The following is a 23,801-nucleotide window of genomic DNA, read 5'->3' as shown; positions in this document are numbered from 1 at the left end:
ACGATGAGTCTCCCGGCCTGTCAGCAGGCCGGTGCAGGAAACAGAGCCCCGGAGGGAGCCGATATGGCCCGCACGCACGTCGACCTCGAGCTCCGCTGGGGCGATCAGGACGCCTACGGGCACGTCAACAACGTCGCCATCGCACGCTTTCTCGAAGAGTCGCGGGTGCGCACCTTCTGGCTCGGCTCCGGCCGGGAGCGCACCGGGATGGAGCGCCATTTCCGGGGCGATGATCCCGAGGGCCCGAAGATGCTCGTGGCGAGCCAACGGATCGAGTTCCTCCGCGTGCTCGAGTACGCGGAGCGTCCGATCACGGTCGAGCTGTGGATCGGCCGGCTCGGAGGGTCGAGCCTCGAGATCCACTATGAGATCGTGGACCACGCGTCGCGCGAGGAAACCGTGGATGGCGCCGCGGAGGAGCGCCGGGTCGTCGCGCGGGCGATCACGACCGTGGTGATCGTCGACGGGGCGACGCTCCGGCCCGTGCGCCTGAGCGCGGAGGGCCGCGCCTCCGTCGAGCCGTGGACGGACGAGCCGCTGCGGTTTCGCGGTCCTCTTGATGAAGACGACCAGGGAGGGTTTCGAAGTGTTTCACCTGATCGTTATTAAGTTGAGAACACGGGCGATAAGGAAGACGAATACTCAATGCTAACCTGAGTCCCGTAGAGTTCCGAGCATCGATCGCCTGAATGTGGCATGCGGCATGACGAACTCTGGGGCGTTCGAATCAGAGCAAAGAGTTAAGGGCGTATCTTGAAGAAAAGAAAAATTGCTACTGTCGCAGCAGCAACGCTACTGCTCATGGGTTTCCTCTCTCCTGTCGCCTCTGCGTCGGAACAGGAGTCGGAACAGGATGCATCCCACCCTCCAACCTCAAACGGAGAAAGCGTCACCATTGGTACTCCCCCTTCTGAACTTCGCGAGTTCGTGGTCAAGGGTGAGGGAGAAGTTCCCGACTACCGGCTTGAGGAGCTTAGTGATGCCGAGCAGCGGGATATTCGAACGATTGCCGATCGTAGAGGGATCGCTCCCGAGGACTATGTGAAGGAGTCGGTGGACTCTGAATTGTTCGCATCGGCTGTTGACGAAGTTGAGGAGCTTTTCGGCGATACTCTCTCGAGTTCTTCCTGGGCTCAGAGCCCCGATCTACCCAGCCTTTCCCTAACCGACGCTCCGAGCGATGGTCTTATCAAGATTCTTGGTGACCTGCCTTTCAATACTGCCCTGCGATACGGCGCACCGTTGAGTGACGTTGAGCTGCGGGGATTAAAATCCGCTGCGATCGAAGCGGTTGTTGATGAGCTTGGGTCGATTGATGTGATTACCGAAACCTCCGAAGACTCGGCCATCACTGTACGCTTCGCCCTAGGTGCTGCCAAACGTTACACGTCAGCGATTGACCCGGAGAAATTGGAGTCGAAGATTCTTAATTTGACCGGCTATCGGGACCTTCCCACGACTATTTCGTTCACGCCACAGCCCGAGGGGGAACTCGTGCAATCATACGCCACCGTTCGCGGCGGCAAGCTATTATCGACACTGGTCGGGGGTTCCGTCGATTGCACCTCAGGGTTTTCTGTGAAGAGGAATGGTGTGAACGGGCTTGTTACTGCGGATCATTGCCCGAATACTCTCTACTTAAACGGGCAGTCGGGAGTTATCTCCTTTGTGACGAACGCCACCAATGATGGTGCCTCTCACTATGATCTTCAGTTCCATCGAACTTTAGGCAGTAATGACACTCACCCGCGATTTCGCGCCAATGTGGGAGATGACATCCGAACGGTCGTGGGATCATCGAATCCCGAGAAGGATGAGGAAGTCTGCATGTATGGCGCTGGCACGAAAGATAAGGGCTGCTCAGATGTCATACTTGTTAATGAATGTTTGAATGACGCTCAGATGAATAAGCAGTACTGCGGAATTTCGGCTGCGAGACATCATATTTCTTATTTCGGCGATAGCGGGGGCCCCGTGTTCCGCAACAACACCGCGAAAGGTATCATTAAGGGAGCAATCTTCTACAAGAATGGTTGGAGGTCGACGTTCACTCGAATCGGACTTGTCGGAAGTCGATTGGATTCAACTATTCTCAAAGGTTGAGCGAAGTTCATGAAGGGGTGACCTTGGATTGGTGACATCAGGCCACCGAGAATAGACCACCCTGTGAAACGACCTACATCGAGTGCCTTCTCCATGAGGCGGCGGAGCCCTAGCAGGTGATCCAACGCAGTCTTACTCGGAACTGATTCTCTGTCGGCAAAGCGTTGCTTTGCCGACATCAGTTCAAGGAAACGGTAAGCTTTTTGATTACTTTATTCAGTCGCGAGTCATCCTTCGCGAACGTAGTGAGTCTCAGGAGGTCCGAGCCGAACTGGGGCACGAGATTCTGCGACTACGCGCGGAATGACGGAGCGGTGACTGGCGCAGTATGTATGTGCACAGAATCGGGGACGCAGATGCGGTCTTGGCGGTTGATCTGCTAGGATTAATCCTTGGCTTGCGTGTGGAGCAATCCACACCCTTCGCGGGGCGCCCTCTTCCGTCGCGCGAAACACCCGAATTCAGCTTTCGAGCACGTGTAAGGAAACACCTCAGTGGCAAACATCAAGTCGCAGATCAAGCGCATCAAGACCAACCAGAAGGCGACCGAGCGCAATCGGGCGTACAAGAGCGAGCTGCGCACCGTGGTGCGTCAGGCCCGCGAAGCCATCGCGGCCGGTGACAAGGCGGTCGCCGAGCAGAAGCTCCAGCACGCCAGCCGCAAGCTGGACAAGGCCGTGTCGAAGGGCGTCATCCACAAGAACCAGGCGGCGAACCGCAAGTCGAGCCTCGCCGCTCAGGTCGCCGCGCTCTAGGCGCGTCAGCTTCCGCAGAAGGCCCTCGATCGGGGGCCTTCTGCGTATCCCGGTACTGCGGTGGAGTCGCACGAATGGTCGCCGGCGGAGCACCGCGGCAATCATTCGTGCGACATCGCGCAGGCATGAGAGAATGGCCCGGTATGTCTCCACGCAGCGTGAACCCACCGATTCCGGCCGCGACGGCGCCGGGGCAGATCCGCAACTTCTGCATCATCGCGCACATCGATCACGGCAAGTCGACGCTGGCCGACCGCATGCTGCAGATCACCGGCACGGTGCCCGATCGCGAGATGCGCGCGCAGTACCTCGACAACATGGACATCGAGCGCGAGCGCGGCATCACCATCAAGTCGCAGGCGGTGCGGATGCACTGGGACGTCGACGGGAGCGCGTACGCCCTGAACATGATCGACACCCCGGGGCACGTCGACTTCAGCTACGAGGTCTCGCGCTCGCTCGCCGCCTGCGAGGGGGCGATCCTGCTCGTGGACGCCGCGCAGGGCATCGAGGCGCAGACGCTCGCCAACCTGTACCTGGCGATGGAGAACGACCTGGAGATCATTCCGGTCCTCAACAAGATCGATCTCCCCGCGGCCGATCCGGAACGGGTGGCGAGGGAGATCGCCGACCTGATCGGCGGCGATCCCGACGACATCCTGAAGGTCTCGGGCAAGACCGGCATGGGCGTGGAGGAGCTGCTGGACCGCGTGGTCGCGCGCGTGCCGGCCCCGACCGGAGCGGCCGAGGCGCCCGCGCGGGCGATGATCTTCGACTCCGTCTACGACCCGTATCGCGGCGTCGTCACCTACGTGCGGATGGTCGACGGGCGGCTCGCGCCGCGCGAGAAGATCCTCATGATGTCGACCGGGGCCGAGCACGAGGCGCTCGAGATCGGCGTCTCCTCGCCCGGGCCGACGCCGACGAAAGGGCTCGCCGTCGGAGAGGTCGGCTATCTCATCACCGGGGTGAAGGACGTGCGGCAGTCCAAGGTCGGCGACACCGTCACGGGCAAGCAGCGCTCCGCGTCGGAGGCGCTGCCCGGCTACACCGACCCGAAGCCCATGGTCTTCTCCGGGCTGTACCCCATCGACGGCAGCGACTACCCGGTGCTGCGCGAGGCGCTCGACAAGCTGAAGCTCAGCGACGCCGCGCTGCAGTACGAGCCCGAGACCTCGGTCGCGCTCGGCTTCGGCTTCCGCTGCGGCTTCCTCGGCCTGCTCCACCTCGAGATCATCTCGGAGCGGTTGCGCCGCGAGTTCGATCTGGATCTCATCGCGACCGCGCCGAGCGTGATCTACCAGGTCACCCGTGAGGACGGACTGGACGTGACGGTCACGAACCCCAGCGAGTACCCCGACGGCAAGATCGCGAGCGTGCGCGAGCCGATGGTGCGCGTCGCGATCCTCGCCCCCAAGGACTACGTCGGCACCATCATGGAACTGTGCCAGAGCCGCCGCGGCAGCCTCCTCGGCATGGAGTACCTGGGGGAGCGCGTTGAGCTGCGCTACGCGATGCCGCTCGGCGAGATCGTCTTCGACTTCTTCGACCACCTGAAGAGCCGCACGCAGGGCTACGCGAGCCTCGACTACGAGCCGATGGGCGAGCAGGAGGCGGATCTCGTGAAGGTCGACATCCTGCTGCAGGGCGACAAGGTCGACGCGTTCAGCGCCATCGTGCACCGCGACAGCGCCTATCACTACGGCACGATGATGGCCGAGCGGCTGCGCAAGCTGATCCCGCGGCAGCAGTTCGAGGTGCCGATCCAGGCCGCCATCGGGTCGCGCGTCATCGCGCGGGAGACGATCCGCGCGATCCGCAAGGACGTGCTCGCCAAGTGCTACGGCGGCGACATCAGCCGCAAGCGCAAGCTGCTCGAGAAGCAGAAGGAGGGCAAGAAGCGCATGAAGATGGTCGGCCGGGTCGAGGTGCCGCAGGAGGCCTTCATCGCCGCGCTCTCCGGAGACGTCGAGGGCAAGGAGTCGAAGAAGTGAGCGCCCACCGCTCCGGCGAGCCGAACCGCCGCAGCACCCATGTGGAGCACGACGTCGCCTACGCCGCCGTCGGCGCCTCCGTCGCCGCGGATCTGATGCGGTTCCCGCCCGAGGGCAGCGCGCCCTACGCGAGCGAACTGCGGCTCGGAAGCGGGGCGGAGCGCTTCCTGCTCGCCTCCAGCGCGCTGATGACCTGGGGAGCGCAGCGCGGCGCCGGCATGGAGGTGGAGGAGATCGAGCACGGCGACGGGCAGCGGTACGCGGGCGTCGCCTTCGACGAGCGGGGCACGCCCCAACCGGTGGCCGAGACCGAGACCCACTACGGCCCGGACGGCGACCCGTTTCTGAGCGCGGGGACCACCGCGGCCATCCGCATCCCGGGAGAGTCGTCGAGCCGGAGAGTGCGGGTGGTCTCCACGGTGAACGAGCCCCAGTACGTGGGCTTCGCCTGGGGCAGCATCGACGACGCAGGAGCGATCGGCGAGGAGGCCTTCGCCGTCGAATGGCGTGACGACGACACGGTGTGGGCCACCGTGCAGGGCTTTCTGTATCCTCGGCCGGGCGGCATCGCCAGACTGCGCACGAAGGCCGCGGTCCGCATCGCCACCGGCCTCGCCGAGCGTCAGCTGGCCTCGCTCGTGCCCGGCGTGCTGAACGGCGAGCGCCGGTCGACGGGCCCCGACGAGGACCAGTCGGCGGGTCCCGGCGAAGGCCGGGTGACGAGCCCCGGCGAAGGCCGGATGACGAGCGCGGACGAGTAGCGCCGTGCCGGGCACCCCTCCGAGCGGCGAGCCGGCCCCCGCGGACGGGGTGCTGCCGCCCAGCGCGGCCGAAGGCTCGGCGGGGCGCGGCTTCGGGCTGTACGTGCATGTTCCGTACTGCCGGGTGCGCTGCGGATACTGCGACTTCAACACCTACACGGCGAGCGAGCTGGGCGGCGGGGCGAGCCGGGCGCACTACGCCGCGCAGGCGCGGGCGGAGATGCGGTTCGGCGCGTCGGCGCTGCGCCGCTCCGGGGTGGCGGAGCGCACCGCCGACACGGTCTTCTTCGGCGGGGGCACGCCGACCCTGCTGCCTGCGGAGGATCTCGCCGAGATGCTGCGCGGCATCCGCGAGGAATGGGGACTATCGGCGCGCGCCGAGGTGACGACGGAGGCGAACCCGGATTCGGTGGATCGGCGCTACCTGGAGGCCCTGGTCGAGGCGGGATTCACGCGGGTGAGCTTCGGCATGCAGTCCGCGGTGCCGCACGTGCTGGCCGTCCTCGACCGCACTCACGCGCCGGAACGCGTGCCGCAGGTGGTCCGTTGGGCGCGCGAGGCGGGTCTGCAGGTCAGCCTCGACCTCATCTACGGCGCGCCGGGGGAGACGCTCGACGACTGGCGGCGCTCGCTCGACGCCGCGCTGGCCTGCGATCCGGATCACCTCTCGGCGTACGCCCTGATCATCGAGGCGGGCACCAAGCTCGCCGCCCAGATCCGTCGGGGCGAGGTCGCGGAGCCCGACGAGGATCTGCAGGCCGAGATGTACGAGGCGGCCGACCGCGTGCTCGCCGCTGCCGGCTTCGGGTGGTACGAGATCAGCAACTGGGCGCGTTCTCCGGAGGCCCGCTCGCGGCACAATCTCGCCTACTGGAGGGGGACGGACTGGTGGGGTGTCGGCCCCGGCGCGCACAGCCACGTCGGCGGAACGCGCTGGTGGAACGTCAAGCACCCCAGGGCCTATGCCGCGCGGGTCTCCGCGGGGTCGTCACCCGCGGAGGCGCGTGAGGTGCTCGACGCCGAGACCCGTCGCGTCGAGCGGGTCCTCCTCGAGACCCGCATCGTGGACGGGCTGCCGCTCGAGGCGCTCACGGAGCAGGAGCGGCGCCGGGTTCCCCCGCTGATCGCGGAGGGGCTCCTGGAGGGGGCCGCGGCCCTGCCGGTGCCGGGGCGCGGGCCGGGGCGGGCCGTGCCGACCCTGCGGGGGCGCCTGCTCGCCGACACGGTCGTCCACCGTCTCCTGGGCTGAGCCCCGCCCGCCGGCGGCGGTGCGCATGCAGACGGAACTCCGTGCAGACGTGTAAACTGGCACTCAGGTGCCCAGAGTGCTAGAGCGGAGGTGCGGGGTGGCGGAGGAGCCGACGGCGGAGCAGCGCGTCAGCGAGCGAAGTCTGGCGGTGCTGCACGCGATCGTGGCCGACTACGTGGCCTCGAACGAGCCCGTGGGAAGCAAGGCCATCGTCGAGCGCCACCGTTTCGGCGTCTCCGCGGCGACCATCCGCAACGACATGGCCCTGCTCGAAGAAGAGGATCTGATCGCGGCTCCGCACACCTCCTCCGGCCGGGTGCCCACCGACAAGGGCTACCGCCTCTACGTCGACACCCTCGCGAAGATCCGTCCGTTGACGAGCGCGCAGCGATCCGCGATCGAGCGCTTCCTCGGCGAGTCCACCGGTCTGGACGACGTGCTGGCGCGCACCGTGCGTCTGCTCGCGCAGCTGACCAACCAGGTGGCGGTCGTGCAGTATCCGTCGCTCACGCGGACCCGGGTGCGGCACATCGACCTGATCGCGGTCGGCGAGGATCGGGTGCTGTGCGTGCTCATCCTCGGAACCGGCGTGGTCGAGCAGCAGCTCGCGCGCCTGCCCGCCGCGCGGGTCACCGAGGCCTGGGTGCACGGACTGCAGAGCCGGATCGCCGAGGCCGTCGTGGGATGCGACCTGGAGTCCGCGGTCGCGGGTGCCCAGGCGCTCTCGGCGTCGGTCGACGACTGGGCGGATCCCGACGAGACGGGACTGGTGAGCCGAGTGCTCGAGGTGGTCTCCGCCCAGCTCCGTGCGAACCGGAGCGAGCGCATCGCGATAGCCGGAGCCGCGAACCTCTCGAGACCCGGGGAGTTCGACGGCGACCTCCCCTCGGTGCTCGAGGCGATCGAGGAGCAGGTCACGCTGCTCAGGCTCTTCGGAGAGCTGGTCAGAGACGATCGAGAGGTCACCGCGTCGATCGGCCGGGAGAACGAGCCGTACGGACTGGCCGGCGCGTCGGTGATCGCCTCGACCTACGAACAGAACGGTGACGCGCGGTCGAAACTGGGCGTGCTCGGACCGATGCGCATGGACTACGCGAGCAACATCGCCACCGTGCGCGCGGTCGCGAGCTACCTGAGCCGCGTGCTGGAAGAAGGATAGAACTTGGCCGATCATTACGACACCCTGGGGGTCTCCCGCGACGCGAGCTCCGACGAGATCAAGAAGGCGTACCGCCGGCTCGCTCGTCAGCTCCATCCCGATGTGAACCCCAGCGAGGAGGCCGCCGAGCAGTTCAAGGCGGTGACGCACGCCTACGACGTCCTGAGCGACCCGAACGAGCGTCAGCGCTACGATCAGGGCGGCTCGGGCGGTGCGGGCGGTTTCGGCGACATCTTCGAGACCTTCTTCGGCCAGGGCTTCGGAGGCGGTCAGCGCGGCCCGCGCTCGCGCTCCGAGCGCGGCGAGGACGCCATGATCCGCGTGGATGTGGAGCTCGCCGAGGTGATCTTCGGGGTCCAGCGCGAGATCACCGTGAACACCGCCGTGCTGTGCGAGACCTGCAACGGCACCTGCTGCCAGCCCGGAACGTCCCCCATCAGCTGCGACGTGTGCCGCGGCACCGGTCAGGTGCAGCGGCAGGTGCGCTCGCTCTTCGGCAACGTCGTCACCGCGCACCCCTGCGGCAGCTGCCACGGATACGGCACGGTCATCGAGCACCCCTGCATCGAGTGCGGCGGTCAGGGCAGGGTGAGCACGCGGCGCACGCAGACCATCGACATCCCCTCGGGCATCGAGACGGGCACCCGGATGCAGCTGAGGGGAGGCGGCGAGGTCGGCCCCGGCGGCGGGCCCAACGGCGACCTGTTCATCCAGTTCCGCGTGATGCACCACGATGTGTTCAGCCGGGACGGCAACGACCTGCTCGCCACGCTGCAGGTGAGCATGGCGGACGCGATCCTGGGCGCCGATGCGAGCGTCGCGGCGCTCGACGGCGAGGTGCGGGTGCAGGTGCCGGCGGGGACGCAGTCCGGCGATGTGATCACGGTCCGCGGGCGCGGCATCCAGGCGCTGCAGTCGACCAGCCGCGGCGATCTCAAGGTGGCGGTGCAGGTGATCACGCCGGCCAAGCTGTCGAAGCGCGAACAGGATCTGGTCCGTCAGCTGGCCGCGCTGCGCAAGGATCCCGGGCCGAACCTGGGGGAGTTCCAGCAGGGCCTCTTCGGCAAGATCCGGGATCGCTTCTTCCGTCAGGGCTGAGGCGACGGCTCAGGACGGGCTGGTGAGGCAGTAGACCTGCGGGTTGGCGAATGCGCCCTTGCTCTCCGCGTTGTCGTTGCCGGAGCGGCCGATGGCGAGCCGGATGCGGTAGACGCCCGAGATGTCCGCCGAGACCGATTTCGCGGATCCCAGACCGGCGCTCCCGAGCGAGGTGGTCGCATCGTCGGCGCGGATGCTGAACGCGCGGGTCTGCCCGCTCGCGGATTCGTCGATGAGGCCGATGGAGGAACGGAACTCCGTGCACCGGTAGTTGACGTTGTATTCGGACCAGCTCGCCTGATCCCGGTAGGTGCTCCATCCCACGATCGAGTGAGCGTATCGCTTGCCGGCGATCGTGGCGCTCTCGTGCGCCATGCCGCTGCTCCAGGTGTCGCCGCCCTCGTCGACCTTCGGCAGGGCGGCGACGCTGTACCACTTCCAGACGCGGTAGGTGAAGGTCCTGCTCTTGGCCGACTGGGTCCTCTTCGTCGGCGCGACGTAGAGGCGGTACTTCTGCGCGCCGGCCTTGGTGGCCTTCGCGCGCACGGTGAAGGCCAGCTTCTCGGTGACCTTCGCGGTCGAGACCGCCTGCCACTTCTTGCCGACCCGCAACTGCAGCTGCACCTTCTTGCCTTTGAGCGCCCGTGAGGTCTTGCCGGAGAAGGCGAGCGCGTCTCCGGTGCTCACGTCGCTCTTCGTGCGGGACGTCACCGTCAGGGTGCCCGCGACCTTTTTCTTCTTCTTCGCCTTCTGCGCGAGGGGTGCTGGCGCCGCGTCGATCCGCGGCGTGACGACCGCCGCCGTCTCCGGCCCGGGCAGGGCGCCGGCCGTGGTGCCGCCGAGCACCAGGGCCGATCCGAACAGGGCGGAGGCGGTCAGCGCAACGATCGACCTCCGGATGATGCTGGGTTTCGACACGGTGCTCCTCGGCGCTCTGATCCCTGCTCGGGCTCTCTCGACACGGTTCTCCGCCGCGGGGCGCAGTATTCTCAGCCGCCTCGCAGCCGTACCCAAGGTAGAGGGGTGGGTGCCGGGCGTCAAGTGCGCGCGATCTGCGCCGCCGAGCGCCGCCATCGGGGATCCTCCTGCCGAGCGGGGCCACCGAGCGCACTACGCTGAGGGCATGGCGAATCTCTACTATCGCGAGGATCTTCCCGCGGCGTCGTTCCGGGCGGGCGCGATTCTCGAGGTGGAGGGGGAGGAGGCCCGGCACGCGGTGCGCGTGAGCCGCCTGCGGGTCGGCGAGTCGATCGTGGTGGGCAACGGCGCGGGAGCGCTGGGTCACGGGGAGGCGGTACTGGCGACGCGAGACCGTTTCGCGGTGCGCGTGGAGCGGGTGGAGCACGCTCCCGAGCCCGCGGGCCCGATCGCGCTGGTGCAGGCGCTCGCCAAGGGGGATCGGGATGAGCGGGCGGTCGAACAGGCCACCGAGTTCGGGATCGACCGCATCATTCCCTGGCAGGCCGAGCGCTCGGTCTCCCGCTGGGGCGGCTCGGGCGCCGCGGAGAAACGCGCCAAGGGACTGGCCAAGTGGCGCCGGATCGCGCGAGAGGCGTCGAAGCAGTCGTTGCGGGCGCGCATTCCCGAGGTCGAGGCCCCCCTCTCGCTCTCCGAGCTCTGCCAGCGGGCGGATCGCGCGCGCGTGCTGGTGCTGCACCCGGGGGGCGGTGAACGACTGAGCGCCCACGCGGAGCGGCTCGCCTCGGAGAGGTCGGGCGCGCAACCGTCCGATGCGCAACCATCGGAGATCCTGATCGTCGTGGGACCCGAGGGCGGATTCAGCCAGGCCGAACTCGCAGCTCTCTCCGGCGCGGGCGCCGTGGTCCTCCGGCTCGGCGATACGGTGCTGCGCACCTCGAGCGCGGGTCCGGCCGGGATCGCGGTGATCAACACGGTGCTGGGCCGCTGGTAGGGGCCGTCGGCCGTCATCCGGCGAAACTCTGACCGTTCTCGCAGCGGCGGGTAGTCGGTTATTCGCCGCTGCGAGGCTATACTCGAGACATTACGTGGATGGCGTGAGTACGCTCCGGCCTGCGTGCCTCACCGAATCGATCGTGAAACAGCCGACCAGGGAGTTACGAACCGAACGTGGAAGAGAACGAGCTGCCCACAGGCGAACGCTCGCCGCTGTACCGCTTCTTCGAGATGCTGCCGGCGGCCTTGAGCATCGCGACCCCGCTTGCGGTGATCGTCCTGACGGTCGTCGACCTCCGCTTGGCGGTGGCCTTCGTGGCGGTGTTCGTGGCGATCACCATCTTCAAGGGTCTCCGCACGGGGATCGATGCGATCCGCGGCTACCGGCGCCTGCGCGCCGCCGAGTCGGTCGACTGGGGCCAGCTGAACGCCGAACTCGATCTGGTGCTCGACCGGTCCTCGTCGGCATCGCCCCGGCTGGGGCTGCCTCGCGCCCTTCCCGCTCCCTTCGCCGCCCGCCACACCGAGCTGCTCGCTCGCCTCCGCAGCGAACCGGCCGGCAAGACGGCGCCGTCCCGACTCGTGCACGCGGTCGTGGTGGCGGCGTACAACGAGCCCTACGAGGTGATGGCGCCGAGCATCCGCGCGCTGACCGAGTCCTCCATCGGCGCCGAGAACCTCGTCGTCGTCTTCGCCCATGAGGAGCGCGGCGGCGAGCAGATGCGCGACTCGGTCCGGCTGCTCGAGCTCGAGTTCGGCCATCTCTTCCGCGCGTTCCTCCCGGTCGAGCATCCCGCCGGACTGCCCGACGAGATCCCGGGCAAGGGCGGCAACATCACCTACGGCGGTCGCTACCTCGCCCGCTGGGTCGAGGAGCAGGGAATCGATCCCGAGAGCGTGCTGGTCACCACGCTCGATTGCGACAACCGCGTCCATCCCGCGTACTTCGACTACGTCAGCTACGAGTTCGTGCGCGCCCGCGATCCGCAGCGTCTCTCGTTCCAGCCGATCTCGCTCTTCGTCAACAACGTGTGGCACGCCCCGGCCCCCACGCGGGTGATCGCCGCGGGCAACTCGCTCTGGAACCTGACCTCCACGATGCGGCCCTTCTCCCTGCGGAACTTCGCGTCGCACACCCAGCCGCTCGCGGCGCTCATCGAGATGGACTTCTGGAGTCGACGCACGATCGTCGAGGACGGGCACCAGTACTGGCGGAGCTTCTTCCACTTCCGCGGGGACTACGGGGTCGTCCCGGTCCACGTGCCCATCTACCAGGATGCGGTGCTCGCGGAGAACCTGCCGCGCACGCTCCGAGCCCAGTTCAAGCAGCTCTGCCGCTGGGCCTACGGCGCCTCGGACGTGCCCTTCGTCGGCGTGCGCATGCTCGAGCGGGAGCGCGCGGCGGCCCCGTTCGGCGCGACGCTGCGCAGGTTCATCCTGCTGCTCGACTCCCACGTCACCCTCTCCACGATCGCGCCGATGCTGGCCTTCGGCGTGTGGATCCCGTCGTGGTTCGCCGAGCTGTTCGGAAAGACGCTCCACGAGCCCTCCGAGTCCATTCTGGTGAACGGCATCTCGGAGACCGAGCGGCTGGCTCAGATCCTCGGCCTGGGGACCGCGCAGGTCACGACCCCGTCGGTGCAGGCGTTCATCCAGCCGATCCCGGATTTCGCCGACCGGCTCGCCGCGCTGCTGCCGTTCCTGGTCGACTCGGTGCGCCCGCTGGCCACGGTCGCCGTGGTCGTGACGATCGTGCTCACCCTCCTCACGCTGCCGCCGCGGCCACCGGAGGTGAGCCGGCTGAGGAATCTCGGCATGATCGCGCAGTGGGTGCTGCTCCCCATCACCATGATCTGCTACAACGCGTTGAGCGCGATCACGTCGCAGCTGCGCCTGCTCCTCGGCAGGTATCGCGAGAGCTTCGACGTCACGGAGAAGGCCGCGGTGCCCGGTGCGAATCCGGACGACGCCCGCTTCGACGTCGAGATGTGGTCGAGCCATCGTCGCTCGAGCACTGGGTAGAGTTGACGCATGGCAGCTGACACCGTTTTCGCGAAGATCGTCTCGGGAGAGATCCCGGTGGAGAGGCTCGCCGAGACCGAGCGGGTCATCGCGTTCCCCGACATCTCCCCGCAGGCCCCGGTGCACATCCTGGTGATCCCGAAGACGACGGAGTACGCGGACGTCACCGAACTCGCGGCCGGGGATCCCGGACTGCTCGCCGAGATCGTGGCGGTGGCCCGGCGGCTCGCCGAGCAGCACGCCGACGGAGACTTCCGCCTCGTGTTCAACAACGGGGCGAACGCCGGGCAGACCGTCTTCCACGTGCACGCCCACCTGCTCGCCGGCGGACTGACGGAGGGCTCGCTCTAGTGCCGCATCCCGACGGCGGCGGCCGATCCGAAGCGTCCGAGTCCGCCCGTCTGGAGCGCAGCGTGCTGCTCACGGGCGTCGACCTCGCGCAGTTCCTCGGACATCGCGATCGGTTGATCGGCGAGCTCGAGGGCCAGCATCCCGAGGTCGAGTTCCACGCGCGCGACCACGTGCTCACGCTTCGCGGTCCGGCGACCGCCGTGGTCGACGCCGAGCGCGTGGTCGATCAGGTGCTGGAGGTCGCGCGCCGGACCGGCGCGGTGAGCCGCAACGATGTGCGCGAGATCACCCGCATGGTGCTGCGGCGGTCGGCGCGCCCGGAGGGCGAGCCGTCGGCGGCGCAGCTGCTCAGCGAGGCGATCCTCACGGTGCGCGGGCAGACGGTGCGCGCCCAGACCCGGGGGCAGCGCTCCTACGTGGACGCGATCGACGACCATACGATCACCTTCGGGATCGGTCCCGCGGGCACCGGGAAGACCTACCTCGCGATGGCGAAGGCCGTGCAGGCCCTGCAGCGCCGCGAAGTGGCGAGGATCATCCTCACGCGGCCCGCGGTCGAGGCCGGCGAGCGGCTCGGGTACCTTCCCGGGACGCTCGAGGACAAGATCGACCCCTATCTGCGGCCCCTCTTCGACGCGGTCGGCTCGATGATGGAGACCGAGGCGGTGCCGAAGCTGCTCCAGAGCGGCACCATCGAGGTGGCACCGCTCGCCTACATGCGCGGCCGCACGCTCAACGAATCGTTCGTGATCCTCGACGAGGCGCAGAACACCACGCCCGAGCAGATGAAGATGTTCCTCACCCGGTTGGGGTACGGGTCGAAGATGGTCGTCACCGGCGATGTCACCCAGGTCGATCTGCCGCTCGCGGCGAGCGGCCTGCGCGTGGTGAGCGGCATCCTGAAGGGCGTCGACGACATCCACTTCGCCGAGCTGACCGCCGACGACATCGTGCGGCACAGCCTCGTCGGCCGCATCGTCGACGCCTACTCGGCGTACGAGGCCCGAAAGCCCAGGGAGAAGCAGGCATGACGGTCGAGATCAACAACGAGTCGGGCGTCGACTTCGACGCGTCCCGGTTGCAGCGGCTCGCCGCGTTCGTGCTCGAGGGCCTGCACGTGCACCCCCAGACGGAGCTCGCGATCTCGCTCGTGGACGAGGCGACCATCGAGCGCTTGCACGTGCAGTGGATGGACGAGCCGGGTCCGACCGATGTGCTGAGCTTTCCGATGGACGAGCTCCGGCCCGGCCGCCCCGACGCCCCGACGCCCTCGGGGCTGCTCGGGGACGTCGTCATCTGCGTGCAGATCGCGCAGTCGCAGGCGGAGGCCGCGGGGCACGATCTCGACACCGAGGTCTGCGTCCTCCTCACCCACGGCATGCTGCACCTCCTCGGTTTCGACCATGCGACGCCGGAGGAGGAGGCCGAGATGTTCGGGCTGCAGCGGGATCTCCTCCTCGGCTTCTCGGCGGGCGAGCGTCGCCGATGAGCGTCGCCCTGGTCATCGTCCTCCTGGGCGCGGCGATCCTGCTGCTCGGCATCGGCGGACTGCTGGCAGCCAGCGATGCCGCACTCGGCGTGCGGTCGCGGGCGGATCTCCTGGCCCTCGCGGACGAATCGCCGCGAGGGTCCTCGGCGATCCGCGCCATCGCCGAGGACGGGCCGGCCCATCTCCGAGCGCTCAGCTTCGCCCGGGTCATCGCCGAGACGCTCTCCGCCGTGCTCATCACCCTCGTGCTCGCCTCCACCGTCGGCAACGTGTGGTTGACCCTGCTGTTCGCCACGCTGATCGTCACCGGCACCTCTTTCGTGCTCGTGGGATCGAGCCCGCGCACCGTCGGCACCCAGCACCCCGACGGCATCATCCGGTTCTCGGCCCCGTTCGTCCGAGGGGTGCGACTGCTCCTGGGGCCTCTCGCGATCGCCCTGATGCGCTTCGGCAACCGGGTCACCCCGGGGCGGGCCGCGGTGAGCGCGCCGATCCGGGATGAGCGGCAGCTGCTCTCGATGGTGGATCAGGCCGCCGAGTTCGAGCTGCTCGAGGAGGACGACCGCGCCTACATCCACTCGATCGTGGAGTTCGGCGACACGCTGGCGCGCGAGCTGATGGTGCCGCGGACCGATATGGTGACCGTCGACTCCGAGCAGTCGGTGCGAGAGGCCCTCGACGTGCTCCTCGGCTCGCGGCACTCCCGCGTGCCCGTCGTCACGGGCGATGCCGACGAGGTCGCGGGAGTCGCCTACCTGCGAGATGTCAGCGGATTCGTGCTCCGCCGCCCCGACGACGCGGGGTCCTCGCCGATCTCCCGGGTCATGAAGCCCGCGCTGTTCGTGCCGGAGTTCCAGCGGGCCGACGATCTGCTGCGCCAGATGCAGCGCGAGGCGAACCACCTGGCGCTCGTCGTCGACGAGTACGGCGGGATCTCGGGACTCGTCACGCTCGAGGATCTGATCGAGGAGCTGCTCGGGGACATCGCGGACGAGCACGATCGCGAGGATCCCGAGGCCGTGCTGCAGGACGACGGCTCCTTCCGCGTCAATGCGAAGCTGCCGGTCGACCGCCTCGGCGAGATCTTCGGCAGGGAGCTCGAGGACGACGAGGTCGACAGCGTCGGCGGACTCGTCGCCAAGCACCTCGGACGGCTCGCCGCGCCGGGCGACGCGGTCGTCGTCGACGGGATCGAGCTCACCGCCCTCGAGACCGAGCGGCGGCGGCAGCGGCTCGTCGTGGTGGGCGCGCGCTGGGTGGGCGGGGAGACCGGCGATGAGGAGGAGGAGCGATGACGGACACGCCGTTCCGCGCGGGGTTCGTGTCGTTCGTCGGACGGCCGAACGCGGGCAAGTCGACGCTGACCAACGCGCTGGTCGGCGAGAAGATCGCCATCACGAGTCCCAAGCCGCAGACGACCAGACGCACCATCCGCGGCGTGGTGCATCGGACGGACGGCCAGCTCGTCATCGTCGATACGCCGGGCATCCATCGGCCGCGCACCCTCCTCGGCGAGCGGCTCAACGCGCTGGTCGAGGCGACGCTCGGCGACGTCGACGTGATCGGATTCTGCGTCCCGGCGAACGAGAAGCTCGGACCCGGCGATCGCTTCATCAACGAGCGGCTCGACGACTTCCCCCGTGCGAAGAAGGTCGCGATCCTCACCAAGACCGATGAGGCCTCCAAGAACGAGATCATCGAGCAGCTGACCCAGCTCGGCGCGCTGCGGGAATGGGACTCGGTCATCCCGATCTCCGCGGTGACGCGCGACCAGCTCGATCTGCTCGCGGACGAGCTGCTCCGCCTGATGCCCGAGTCGCCCCCGCTGTACGACGCCGGCACGCGAACGGAGGAGCGCGAGGACGACCGGATCGCCGAGCTGATCCGCGAGGCCGCGCTCGAGGGCGCTCGCGAGGAGTTGCCGCACTCGCTCGCGGTGACCGTCGACGATCGCGAGGAGCGGGAAGGGCTGCTCGAGATCTACGCCAGCGTCTACGTCGAACGCGACAGCCAGAAGGGCATCGTGATCGGCAGGGGAGGCTCCTATCTGCGCGATCTCGGCGAGCGCGCGCGCCGCGAGATCGAGGGTCTGCTCGGGCGCCGCGTCTACCTCTCGCTGCGGGTGAAGGTGGCGAAGGACTGGCAGCGGGATCCGAAGGCGCTCGGCCGTTTCGGGTTCTGAGCGACCGGGCGACGCCATCGGGTGCGAGCCTGCCCTGAAATTGCTATGTACGTCGTGTGATCCGGTGCGTATGCTTGAACGCATGGACTACAACGAATCGCTCACCGCCCTGTACTCCGGAACGACCTCGATCTTCTACCTCGTCTTCTACGTGATCTGGGTCATCGCGGCCTGGAAGGTGTTCACGAAGGCCGGCTACCCCGGCTGGCTGGCCATCATCCCCATCGTCAACGTCGTCGTCATCGTCAAGATCGCCGGCTACTCGGGCTGGCTGACGCTGCTCTACCTCATCCCGATCGTGAACATCGTGTTCGCGATCCTCGTGGCGATCCGTCTCGGCGAGCGCTTCGGCAAGGGAGGGGTCTTCTCGTTCTTCCTGCTCTGGCTGTTCCAGTTCATCGGCTTCTTCATCATCGGCTTCGGCGACGCGAAGTACACGCGCCGAGCCTGAGTTCAGCGGCCGCCGCTGAACCCGCCGCCGCCTCCGCCGCCGCTGAACCCGCCGCCGCCGGAACCGCCGGAACTGCTCGACGTGTAGCTGGCCGAGGACTGCAGCGAACTCGTGAACTGCGAGATCGTGCTGTCGAAGGCACCGATGCCGTGGGCCGCGACGGCCGGGTACCAGAGCGGCACGTAGCCGCCGTGCTCCGCGTACTTCACCTCGAGCACCTTGCCCCACTGCTTCTCGAGTTTGAACAGGATCGCGTAGGGCAGCAGCTTCTCGTAGACGTGGATCACGTCCACGGTGCCGTCGCTCTTCCGTTCGGCCCCTTCGTAGGACTGGAGCATCCGCAGACGGTCCGCCTCGGCGACCCGGATGAACTCGCGCACGCCCTCCAGGTACTCGCGGGCCTCGGCGCCCTGGCGGGTGTGCACCCGGTGCTTCCAGACGCCGCCGAAGGCGAACAGCAGCGCCAGTGCCGCCAGAACGATGCCGATCGCGGGAGTCATCGTCTCGCGGGAGGCGAGCACGAAGGCGATCACGATCCCGGACAGCACGACGAGCCCGAGCGAGACGAAGCCGAGGATCCGCGCCACCGGGCTGTACTCCCGTTCGAAGTAGCCGCGATCCTGTGCCGCCTTCTTCCCGGCCTCGGCCAGCGCGCCCATCTGCTCTGCGAACTTCTCGCTCTGCCCGGGCACGGTGAACTGGGCACCCGCCTCGCCGGACGCGAAGAGCGCGTCGACCATCTGCGCGTCGAGCTGATCCGCCGCCAGCGTGGGGTCGAGCAGGCGAAGCCGGGGCCTGCCGGCCTTCGTGCTGAGGAGAGTCCGCTCGGGTTCGCCCTCCTCGATCCTGAGCGCTCCGTTGACCGCGAGGTGCACGATCTGGGCGGAGACGGCGGGGCCCGGCGCGCCCGCGATGGGCGCGGCGAGCAGCGGGGGCAGCGAAGACGGTACGTCGTACTGCGCGACGATCGTGCCGCGGCCGACTCTGCGCTTGCGCCGCATCGATCCCGCGACGGCCGCGGAGGCCACCGCCGTCGCAGCAGCCGCTCCGCCCAGGGCGAGGGGGAGCCCGTCGAGCACGCCGCCGTGCTCGCGGGCGAAGGGCTGGGCGACGCTTCCGGGCTCGAGCCCGATCGCCACCGTGACCCCCTCGAAACGGCTCAACGGGATCGGCGGAATCGTGTAGGACGCCTCGTCTCCGGCCCGCGCGATGGAGCACTCGTCGCGGGAATTCGCCGTGCCGGAGTAGCAGCGCGCGTTGCCGTCGAGCTTCGCCGCGAGCTCGGAGGAGAAGCGGATCTCAGCGGTGAAGGCGGCAATCGACTGCTGATGCTCGAAGTCGGTGAGATCCCAGTAGAACTCATCGGCGGTGCCGTCGTCGCGCGCGAGGATCACATCGCTCAGCGTGTAGCTGATGACGTAGGTCTGCACCCCGTGCACGTAGTCGTCGTCGCCGGTGAGCACCGCGATGAAGCCGCCGTCCTTCTCGGTCCAGAACGGCACCGCCCTGCCGTTCTCGTCGGTCACCCGAAAATCACGGGGATCGGTCGAGGTGCCCTGGTAGTCGAGCGGCAGACCGCGCACGAGGCCCTTGTTCTGGTCGAAGTCGGGGAAGCGCGCGACCAGGGTCTCGGTGACGTGCGCGAGCGCACGTCCGCTCTCGTCGACGCCGACCTCGTATTCCACGTGCCAGCTGTCGTAGCTGAAGTCCTGCACGTCGGCCCGGGCGGGCGCGGCGGCGCCCAGCGCCGCCCCCGTCCAGACGACGGCGAGTGCGAGCAGCAACGTCGACCAGATTCTCCGCATGCGTCCAGCGTACTTCGCCGGGCCCCGAGTGTGGGCCCGAACGGCCCGTTGCGATCCGACGGAAGGGCGGCTCGCGTCCACGGGCGCGGGGAGGGCTCGCGTGGGGGAGCCCCGGCTCCTGCTATAGTGAGATCGTGCTGTGCGGATCGCTTCTCCTTAGCCGCCGCGACGAGTCCTAATCCTCAGGCCTCCCTCGTCGCGGTGTTTGTGCTGGCCGATAGATAGCTCAGGCGAGAGAAGACGAGACCATGAAGAACAATCAACAGCCCTCCGCGATGCCGATCCACAAGTATCGGCCGTATCAGGAGATCATCGGCGTCGATCTGCCGGATCGCACCTGGCCGGCGCAGCGCATCACCGAGGCGCCGCGCTGGTGCGCGGTCGATCTGCGCGACGGCAACCAGGCGCTCATCGACCCGATGAGCCCGGAGCGCAAGCGCATCATGTTCGACCTGCTGGTGCGGATGGGCTACAAGGAGATCGAGGTCGGGTTCCCGAGCGCGAGCCAGACGGATTTCGATTTCGTGCGTCAGCTGATCGAAGAGGACGCGATTCCCGACGACGTCACGATCCAGGTGCTCACCCAGGCGCGCGAGCACCTGATCACGCGGACCTACGAGTCGCTGATCGGCGCGAAGCAGGCGATCGTGCACCTCTACAACTCCACGAGCGTGCTGCAGCGCGATGTGGTGTTCCGGGAGGACAGGGAAGGGATCAAGCGGATCGCTACCGAGGGGGCGAAGCTGTGCGTCGCCAGCGAGCCCATCTGCGAGGGCACGCAGGTCTACTACGAGTACTCGCCGGAATCGTACACCGGGACCGAGCTGGAGTACGCCGTCGAGGTCTGCAACGCCGTGCTCGACATCCTCGAGCCGACCCCCGAGCGCAAGGTCATCATCAACCTGCCCGCGACGGTCGAGATGGCCACGCCGAACGTCTACGCCGATTCGATCGAGTGGATGGGCCGCCACCTGAACCATCGGGAGAACGTCATCCTCTCCCTGCATCCGCACAACGACCGCGGCACCGCGGTCGCCGCGGCGGAACTCGGCTATCTGGCGGGCGCCGATCGCATCGAGGGATGCCTCTTCGGCAACGGCGAGCGCACGGGCAACGTCGACCTGGTCGCGCTCGGGATCAACCTGTTCACGCAGGGCATCGATCCGCAGATCGACTTCTCCCGCCTGGACGAGGTGCGGCGCACCGCCGAGTACTGCAACCAGCTGCGGGTGCACGAGCGCAGCCCCTGGGCGGGCGACCTGGTCTACACGGCGTTCTCCGGCTCCCACCAGGACGCCATCAAGAAGGGCTTCGAGCGGATGGCGGCCGACGCCGAGGCGGCCGGCGTCTCCGTGGACGAGCTGGAGTGGGCGGTGCCCTACCTGCCGGTCGATCCGAAGGATCTGGGCCGCTCCTACGAGGCGGTCATCCGGGTGAACTCGCAGTCCGGCAAGGGCGGCGTCGCCTACCTGCTCAAGTCGGATCACTCGCTCGATCTGCCGCGGCGCCTGCAGATCGAGTTCAGCGCGGTGGTGCAGGCGCTGACCGACAGCGAGGGCGGCGAGGTGTCGAGCGATGAGATCTGGCGGATCTTCCAGGACGAGTACCTGCCGACGACCGATTCCTCCTTCGACCAGTGGGGCCGCTACGAGCTGTTCCGCACCGCGTCGACGAGCGCCGGCGACGGGGTGACCGAGCTCACCGTCGACTACCGGGTCGGCGACGAGCGCGCGCAGATCACGGCGAGGGGCAACGGCCCGGTCGACGCGTTCCTGGTCGCGCTCAACGAGAGCGGCCACGAGGTGACCCTCTTCGACTACGTCGAGCACGCGATGAGCGCCGGAGGCGACGCCGTGGCCGCGTCCTACGTCGATCTCGAGGTCGACGGGCAGCGGCTGTGGGGCGTGGGCATCGACCCCGACACCACCCGCGCCACGCTCAAGGCGATCGTCTCCTCCGTCAACCGCTCGGTGCGCGCGGGGGATCAGCGCGTCCCGGAGGTCGTCGGCGCCTGAGTTGTCGGCGCCTGGAGCGATCGCGAGGACGCGGGGATCGCGGTCTCATCCCTCCGGAGCGTCTTCGCGGCGTGGCTGACAAGCATGCCACGCCGCTCAGCCGCTCATGTGACGAAACCGCGATCCCCGCGCCCTCGCTGCGTTTCGAGAACTTCTCGAGCGTCTTCGTGGGGATCGGCCCGCTGCCGCGCCGGTCCCGGGCCCGCAGATCTTAGAACATATCTTCGAACGCCCGGCGTGGCGCAGGGCGCGATGTCTGGGCTCGGCTCTAGGGTGATCGTGTGATTGCTTCTGTGCGCGGTGAGGTGCTGTCGGCCGGGGCCGGCTGGGTCGTGGTCGGCGTCGGCGGTGTCGGTCTGCGCGTCGAGGTGCCCGGCAGAATCCCGGGACTGCATCCCGGAGAGCCGGTGGCTCTGCACACGCAGCTGGTGGTGCGCGAGGATTCGCTGACGCTGTTCGGCTTCGCGAGCGAGTCGGAGCTCGAGGTGTTCGGCATCCTGCTCGGCGTCTCGGGCGTCGGTCCGCGCAGCGCGCTCGGCGTGCTCACCGAGCTGACGCCCGCGCAGATCGCCGCGGCGGCGGCGCAGGAGGACGAGAAGCCCTTCCGCAAGGTGTCCGGTATCGGGCCGAAGACGGCGAAGCTGATCGCCGTCCAGCTCGGCGGAAAACTGGATCCGCGGCGGTTCGCGAACGAGGGTCTCGGCCCGGAGGCGGACGCCGACGGGAAGGCGGGATCCGAGGATCTCGTCACCCGGGTGCTGGTGACCCAGGGGCTCATCGGGCTGGGCTACGCGGAAGCGCAGGCCGAGACGGCCGTGCAGGACGCCGTCGACGCCGGAGCGCCCGCGGATCAGGCGGGGCTGCTGCGCTCCGCTCTCGCGCTCCTCCAGGCGCCGCGCGGCGGGGCCCGGGCGCCGGGCGCCGGCGGGGCCTCGGGGGGGCGGCGATGACCGACGAGCTCTCGCCGCGGGTCTCGCCGAACGAGCTCGGCTTCGAGGGGGCGCTCCGACCGGCCTCGCTCGAGGAGTTCGTGGGCCAGACCAAGGTGCGCGGTCAGTTGCGTCTGCTGCTCGACGCCGCGACGATGCAGCAGCGCACTCCCGATCACATCCTGCTGGCCGGCCCGCCCGGGCTCGGCAAGACCACGCTGTCGATGATCGTCGCGACGGAGCTCGGCAAGCCGCTGCACCAGACCTCCGGCCCGGCGATCCAGCACGCCGGGGATCTGGCCGCGGTGCTCTCCGCGCTGACGCCGGGGGAGGTGCTGTTCATCGACGAGATCCACCGGATGGCCCGCAGCGCCGAGGAGATGCTCTACCTCGCGATGGAGGACTTCCGGATCGACATCATGGTCGGCAAGGGGGCCGGGGCGACCTCGATCCCGCTCGAGCTCGCCCCCTTCACCCTGGTCGGGGCCACGACGCGATCCGGCCTGCTGCCGAACCCGCTGCGCGATCGCTTCGGCTTCACCGCGCATCTCGAGTTCTACGACGACGGCGAGCTCGCCCAGGTGGTGAGCCGCGCCGCGGCGCTGATCGATTTCGGCATCGCCGCGGCCGGCGTCTCCGAGATCGCGAGCCGCTCCCGCGGCACTCCGCGCATCGCGAACCGCCTGCTTCGGCGGGTGCGCGACTACAGCCTCGTCCACGGCGTGCCGGGCGACGAGGACACGGTGCATCGGGCGCTCAGTCTCTACGACGTCGACGCCCACGGGCTGGACCGTCTCGATCGAGAGGTCCTGCGGGCGGTGGTGGAGCGCTTCGGCGGCGGTCCGGTCGGCCTGTCGACGCTGGCGGTCTCCGTGGGGGAGGAGGCCGAGACCATCGAGGCGGTGGTCGAACCGTTCCTGGTGCGCACCGGTCTGCTCAGCCGCACGCCGCGCGGCAGAGTGGCGACGAGGCGTGGCTGGGAATACACCGGGATTCCCCTGCCCGATGCCCTATAGTCGTAGGGGTTGTGCGCGCACGGCGCACTCGAGTTCTCTCCTGTGAAAGGATCGTCCCACCCTTATGGATCCGATGACGCTCATCATGTTCGGCCTGATCGCGGTGTTGATCATCTTCATGATCCGCAACGGCAAGAAGCGGCAGCAGGCGCAGCAGGAGATGCAGAGCAATCTGGTTCCGGGTGCCGAGGTGATGCTCCAGTCCGGCATCTTCGGCACGGTCGAAGAGGTGGACGAGGAGGACAACCGCGTCACCGTGCGCAGCGGGACGTCGACGATCGTCGTGCACCGGAACGCGGTCGGCCAGATCATCGCCCCGGTCGAGAGCGATGCGTCCGACGACGAGGTCGCCCCCGACGACGACCCGGAGTTCGGAGAGCGCGTGGGCGAGGGCGACTCGACCGCCCAGGGCGAGGCCGAGTCGGCCGCACAGCCGGAGTCCGACGACGAGGGCAAGCCCGAAAAAGCCTGAAGTGCGTCGACGGGGCTCGGCCCCGCGACATGTGAT

The 23,801-nt window shown here is 68.2% G+C and carries 22 protein-coding genes; 20 read left to right on the top strand and 2 right to left on the bottom strand.

Annotated features, from left to right (window positions below):
* Positions 1-63 precede the first annotated feature (63 nt).
* From J4H92_RS08485 to dnaJ, 8 genes are all read left to right on the top strand, one after another.
* Positions 64-609, top strand: coding sequence for an acyl-CoA thioesterase (locus tag J4H92_RS08485; protein ID WP_208097742.1), 546 nt, complete (start codon positions 64-66; stop codon positions 607-609).
* Positions 610-753: 144 nt separating this feature from the next.
* The gene (locus J4H92_RS08480) at positions 754-2,103 is read left to right on the top strand and encodes a chymotrypsin family serine protease (protein ID WP_208097741.1); all 1,350 of its coding nucleotides are present in this window, start codon (positions 754-756) and stop codon (positions 2,101-2,103) included.
* Positions 2,104-2,597: 494 nt separating this feature from the next.
* Positions 2,598-2,858 carry a 30S ribosomal protein S20 gene (rpsT, locus tag J4H92_RS08475; protein ID WP_208097740.1) on the top strand — a complete coding sequence of 87 codons (261 nt, stop codon included), beginning with the start codon at positions 2,598-2,600 and terminating at the stop codon, positions 2,856-2,858.
* Positions 2,859-3,001: 143 nt separating this feature from the next.
* Entirely contained in the window at positions 3,002-4,852 is a 1,851-nt protein-coding gene (gene lepA / locus J4H92_RS08470) for a translation elongation factor 4 (RefSeq protein ID WP_208097739.1), read from the top strand.
* On the top strand, positions 4,849-5,613 hold the full coding sequence (locus tag J4H92_RS08465) for a DUF1990 family protein (protein ID WP_208097738.1): 765 nt from the start codon (positions 4,849-4,851) through the stop codon (positions 5,611-5,613). The genes lepA and J4H92_RS08465 overlap by 4 nt, the downstream gene beginning before the upstream one ends.
* Positions 5,614-5,617: 4 nt before the next feature.
* The gene (gene hemW / locus J4H92_RS08460) at positions 5,618-6,862 is read left to right on the top strand and encodes a radical SAM family heme chaperone HemW (protein ID WP_208097737.1); all 1,245 of its coding nucleotides are present in this window, start codon (positions 5,618-5,620) and stop codon (positions 6,860-6,862) included.
* A gap of 67 nt (positions 6,863-6,929) precedes the next feature.
* On the top strand, positions 6,930-8,021 hold the full coding sequence (hrcA, locus tag J4H92_RS08455; RefSeq protein WP_341783042.1) for a heat-inducible transcriptional repressor HrcA: 1,092 nt from the start codon (positions 6,930-6,932) through the stop codon (positions 8,019-8,021).
* Between the two features lie 3 nt (positions 8,022-8,024).
* Positions 8,025-9,119: a molecular chaperone DnaJ gene (gene dnaJ / locus J4H92_RS08450; protein ID WP_208097736.1), complete on the top strand. Its 1,095-nt coding sequence runs from the start codon at positions 8,025-8,027 to the stop codon at positions 9,117-9,119.
* A gap of 9 nt (positions 9,120-9,128) precedes the next feature.
* Here dnaJ and J4H92_RS15750 read toward each other — a convergent pair whose 3' ends face one another.
* Positions 9,129-10,037, bottom strand: a complete 909-nt coding sequence (locus J4H92_RS15750) for an NPCBM/NEW2 domain-containing protein (protein ID WP_208097735.1) — start codon at positions 10,035-10,037, stop codon at positions 9,129-9,131.
* Between the two features lie 205 nt (positions 10,038-10,242).
* Here J4H92_RS15750 and J4H92_RS08440 point away from each other — a divergent pair, with 205 nt between their 5' ends.
* From J4H92_RS08440 to J4H92_RS08405, 8 genes are all read left to right on the top strand, one after another.
* Positions 10,243-11,031 (top strand): 16S rRNA (uracil(1498)-N(3))-methyltransferase, encoded by a 789-nt coding sequence (locus J4H92_RS08440; RefSeq protein ID WP_208097734.1) that lies wholly within the window; start codon positions 10,243-10,245, stop codon positions 11,029-11,031.
* 176 nt (positions 11,032-11,207) lie between these two features.
* Positions 11,208-13,055: a glycosyltransferase family 2 protein gene (locus J4H92_RS08435; RefSeq protein WP_208097733.1), complete on the top strand. Its 1,848-nt coding sequence runs from the start codon at positions 11,208-11,210 to the stop codon at positions 13,053-13,055.
* 9 nt (positions 13,056-13,064) lie between these two features.
* On the top strand, positions 13,065-13,406 hold the full coding sequence (locus J4H92_RS08430; RefSeq protein WP_208097732.1) for a histidine triad nucleotide-binding protein: 342 nt from the start codon (positions 13,065-13,067) through the stop codon (positions 13,404-13,406).
* A 50-nt stretch (positions 13,407-13,456) separates the two neighbouring features.
* Positions 13,457-14,437, top strand: a complete 981-nt coding sequence (locus J4H92_RS08425) for a PhoH family protein (RefSeq protein WP_424960867.1) — start codon at positions 13,457-13,459, stop codon at positions 14,435-14,437.
* Complete coding sequence (ybeY, locus tag J4H92_RS08420; RefSeq protein WP_208097730.1) at positions 14,434-14,895, top strand: rRNA maturation RNase YbeY; 462 nt, start codon at positions 14,434-14,436, stop codon at positions 14,893-14,895. The genes J4H92_RS08425 and ybeY overlap by 4 nt, the downstream gene beginning before the upstream one ends.
* Positions 14,892-16,190 (top strand): hemolysin family protein, encoded by a 1,299-nt coding sequence (locus J4H92_RS08415; protein WP_208097729.1) that lies wholly within the window; start codon positions 14,892-14,894, stop codon positions 16,188-16,190. Before ybeY ends, J4H92_RS08415 begins: the two co-directional genes overlap by 4 nt.
* On the top strand, positions 16,187-17,077 hold the full coding sequence (era, locus tag J4H92_RS08410) for a GTPase Era (RefSeq protein WP_208097728.1): 891 nt from the start codon (positions 16,187-16,189) through the stop codon (positions 17,075-17,077). The genes J4H92_RS08415 and era overlap by 4 nt, the downstream gene beginning before the upstream one ends.
* Before the next feature lie 82 nt (positions 17,078-17,159).
* Positions 17,160-17,528: a DUF5684 domain-containing protein gene (locus tag J4H92_RS08405; RefSeq protein ID WP_208097727.1), complete on the top strand. Its 369-nt coding sequence runs from the start codon at positions 17,160-17,162 to the stop codon at positions 17,526-17,528.
* Positions 17,529-17,530: 2 nt separating this feature from the next.
* On the opposite strand, the gene J4H92_RS08400 is transcribed toward J4H92_RS08405, so the two are convergent.
* Positions 17,531-19,333, bottom strand: a complete 1,803-nt coding sequence (locus J4H92_RS08400) for a DUF2207 domain-containing protein (protein ID WP_208097726.1) — start codon at positions 19,331-19,333, stop codon at positions 17,531-17,533.
* 248 nt (positions 19,334-19,581) lie between these two features.
* Between J4H92_RS08400 and leuA the strand changes: the two genes are divergently transcribed.
* The 4 genes from leuA to yajC all read left to right on the top strand — a co-directional run bounded on the left by leuA (position 19,582) and on the right by yajC (position 23,765).
* Positions 19,582-21,348, top strand: coding sequence for a 2-isopropylmalate synthase (gene leuA / locus J4H92_RS08395; protein WP_208097725.1), 1,767 nt, complete (start codon positions 19,582-19,584; stop codon positions 21,346-21,348).
* 281 nt (positions 21,349-21,629) lie between these two features.
* A complete protein-coding gene (gene ruvA, locus J4H92_RS08390; protein WP_208097724.1) occupies positions 21,630-22,298 on the top strand; it encodes a Holliday junction branch migration protein RuvA in 669 nt (222 codons plus the stop codon).
* Positions 22,295-23,293 (top strand): Holliday junction branch migration DNA helicase RuvB, encoded by a 999-nt coding sequence (ruvB, locus tag J4H92_RS08385; RefSeq protein WP_208097723.1) that lies wholly within the window; start codon positions 22,295-22,297, stop codon positions 23,291-23,293. The genes ruvA and ruvB overlap by 4 nt, the downstream gene beginning before the upstream one ends.
* Positions 23,294-23,357: 64 nt before the next feature.
* Positions 23,358-23,765, top strand: coding sequence for a preprotein translocase subunit YajC (yajC, locus tag J4H92_RS08380; protein WP_208097722.1), 408 nt, complete (start codon positions 23,358-23,360; stop codon positions 23,763-23,765).
* Positions 23,766-23,801: the final 36 nt, after the last annotated feature.

This window comes from Leucobacter weissii, assembly GCF_017565745.1.
GTDB classification, from domain to species: domain Bacteria; phylum Actinomycetota; class Actinomycetes; order Actinomycetales; family Microbacteriaceae; genus Leucobacter; species Leucobacter weissii.
Note: the sequence above shows the minus strand (reverse complement) of the source record. Positions and strands in the feature narration are given on the sequence as shown.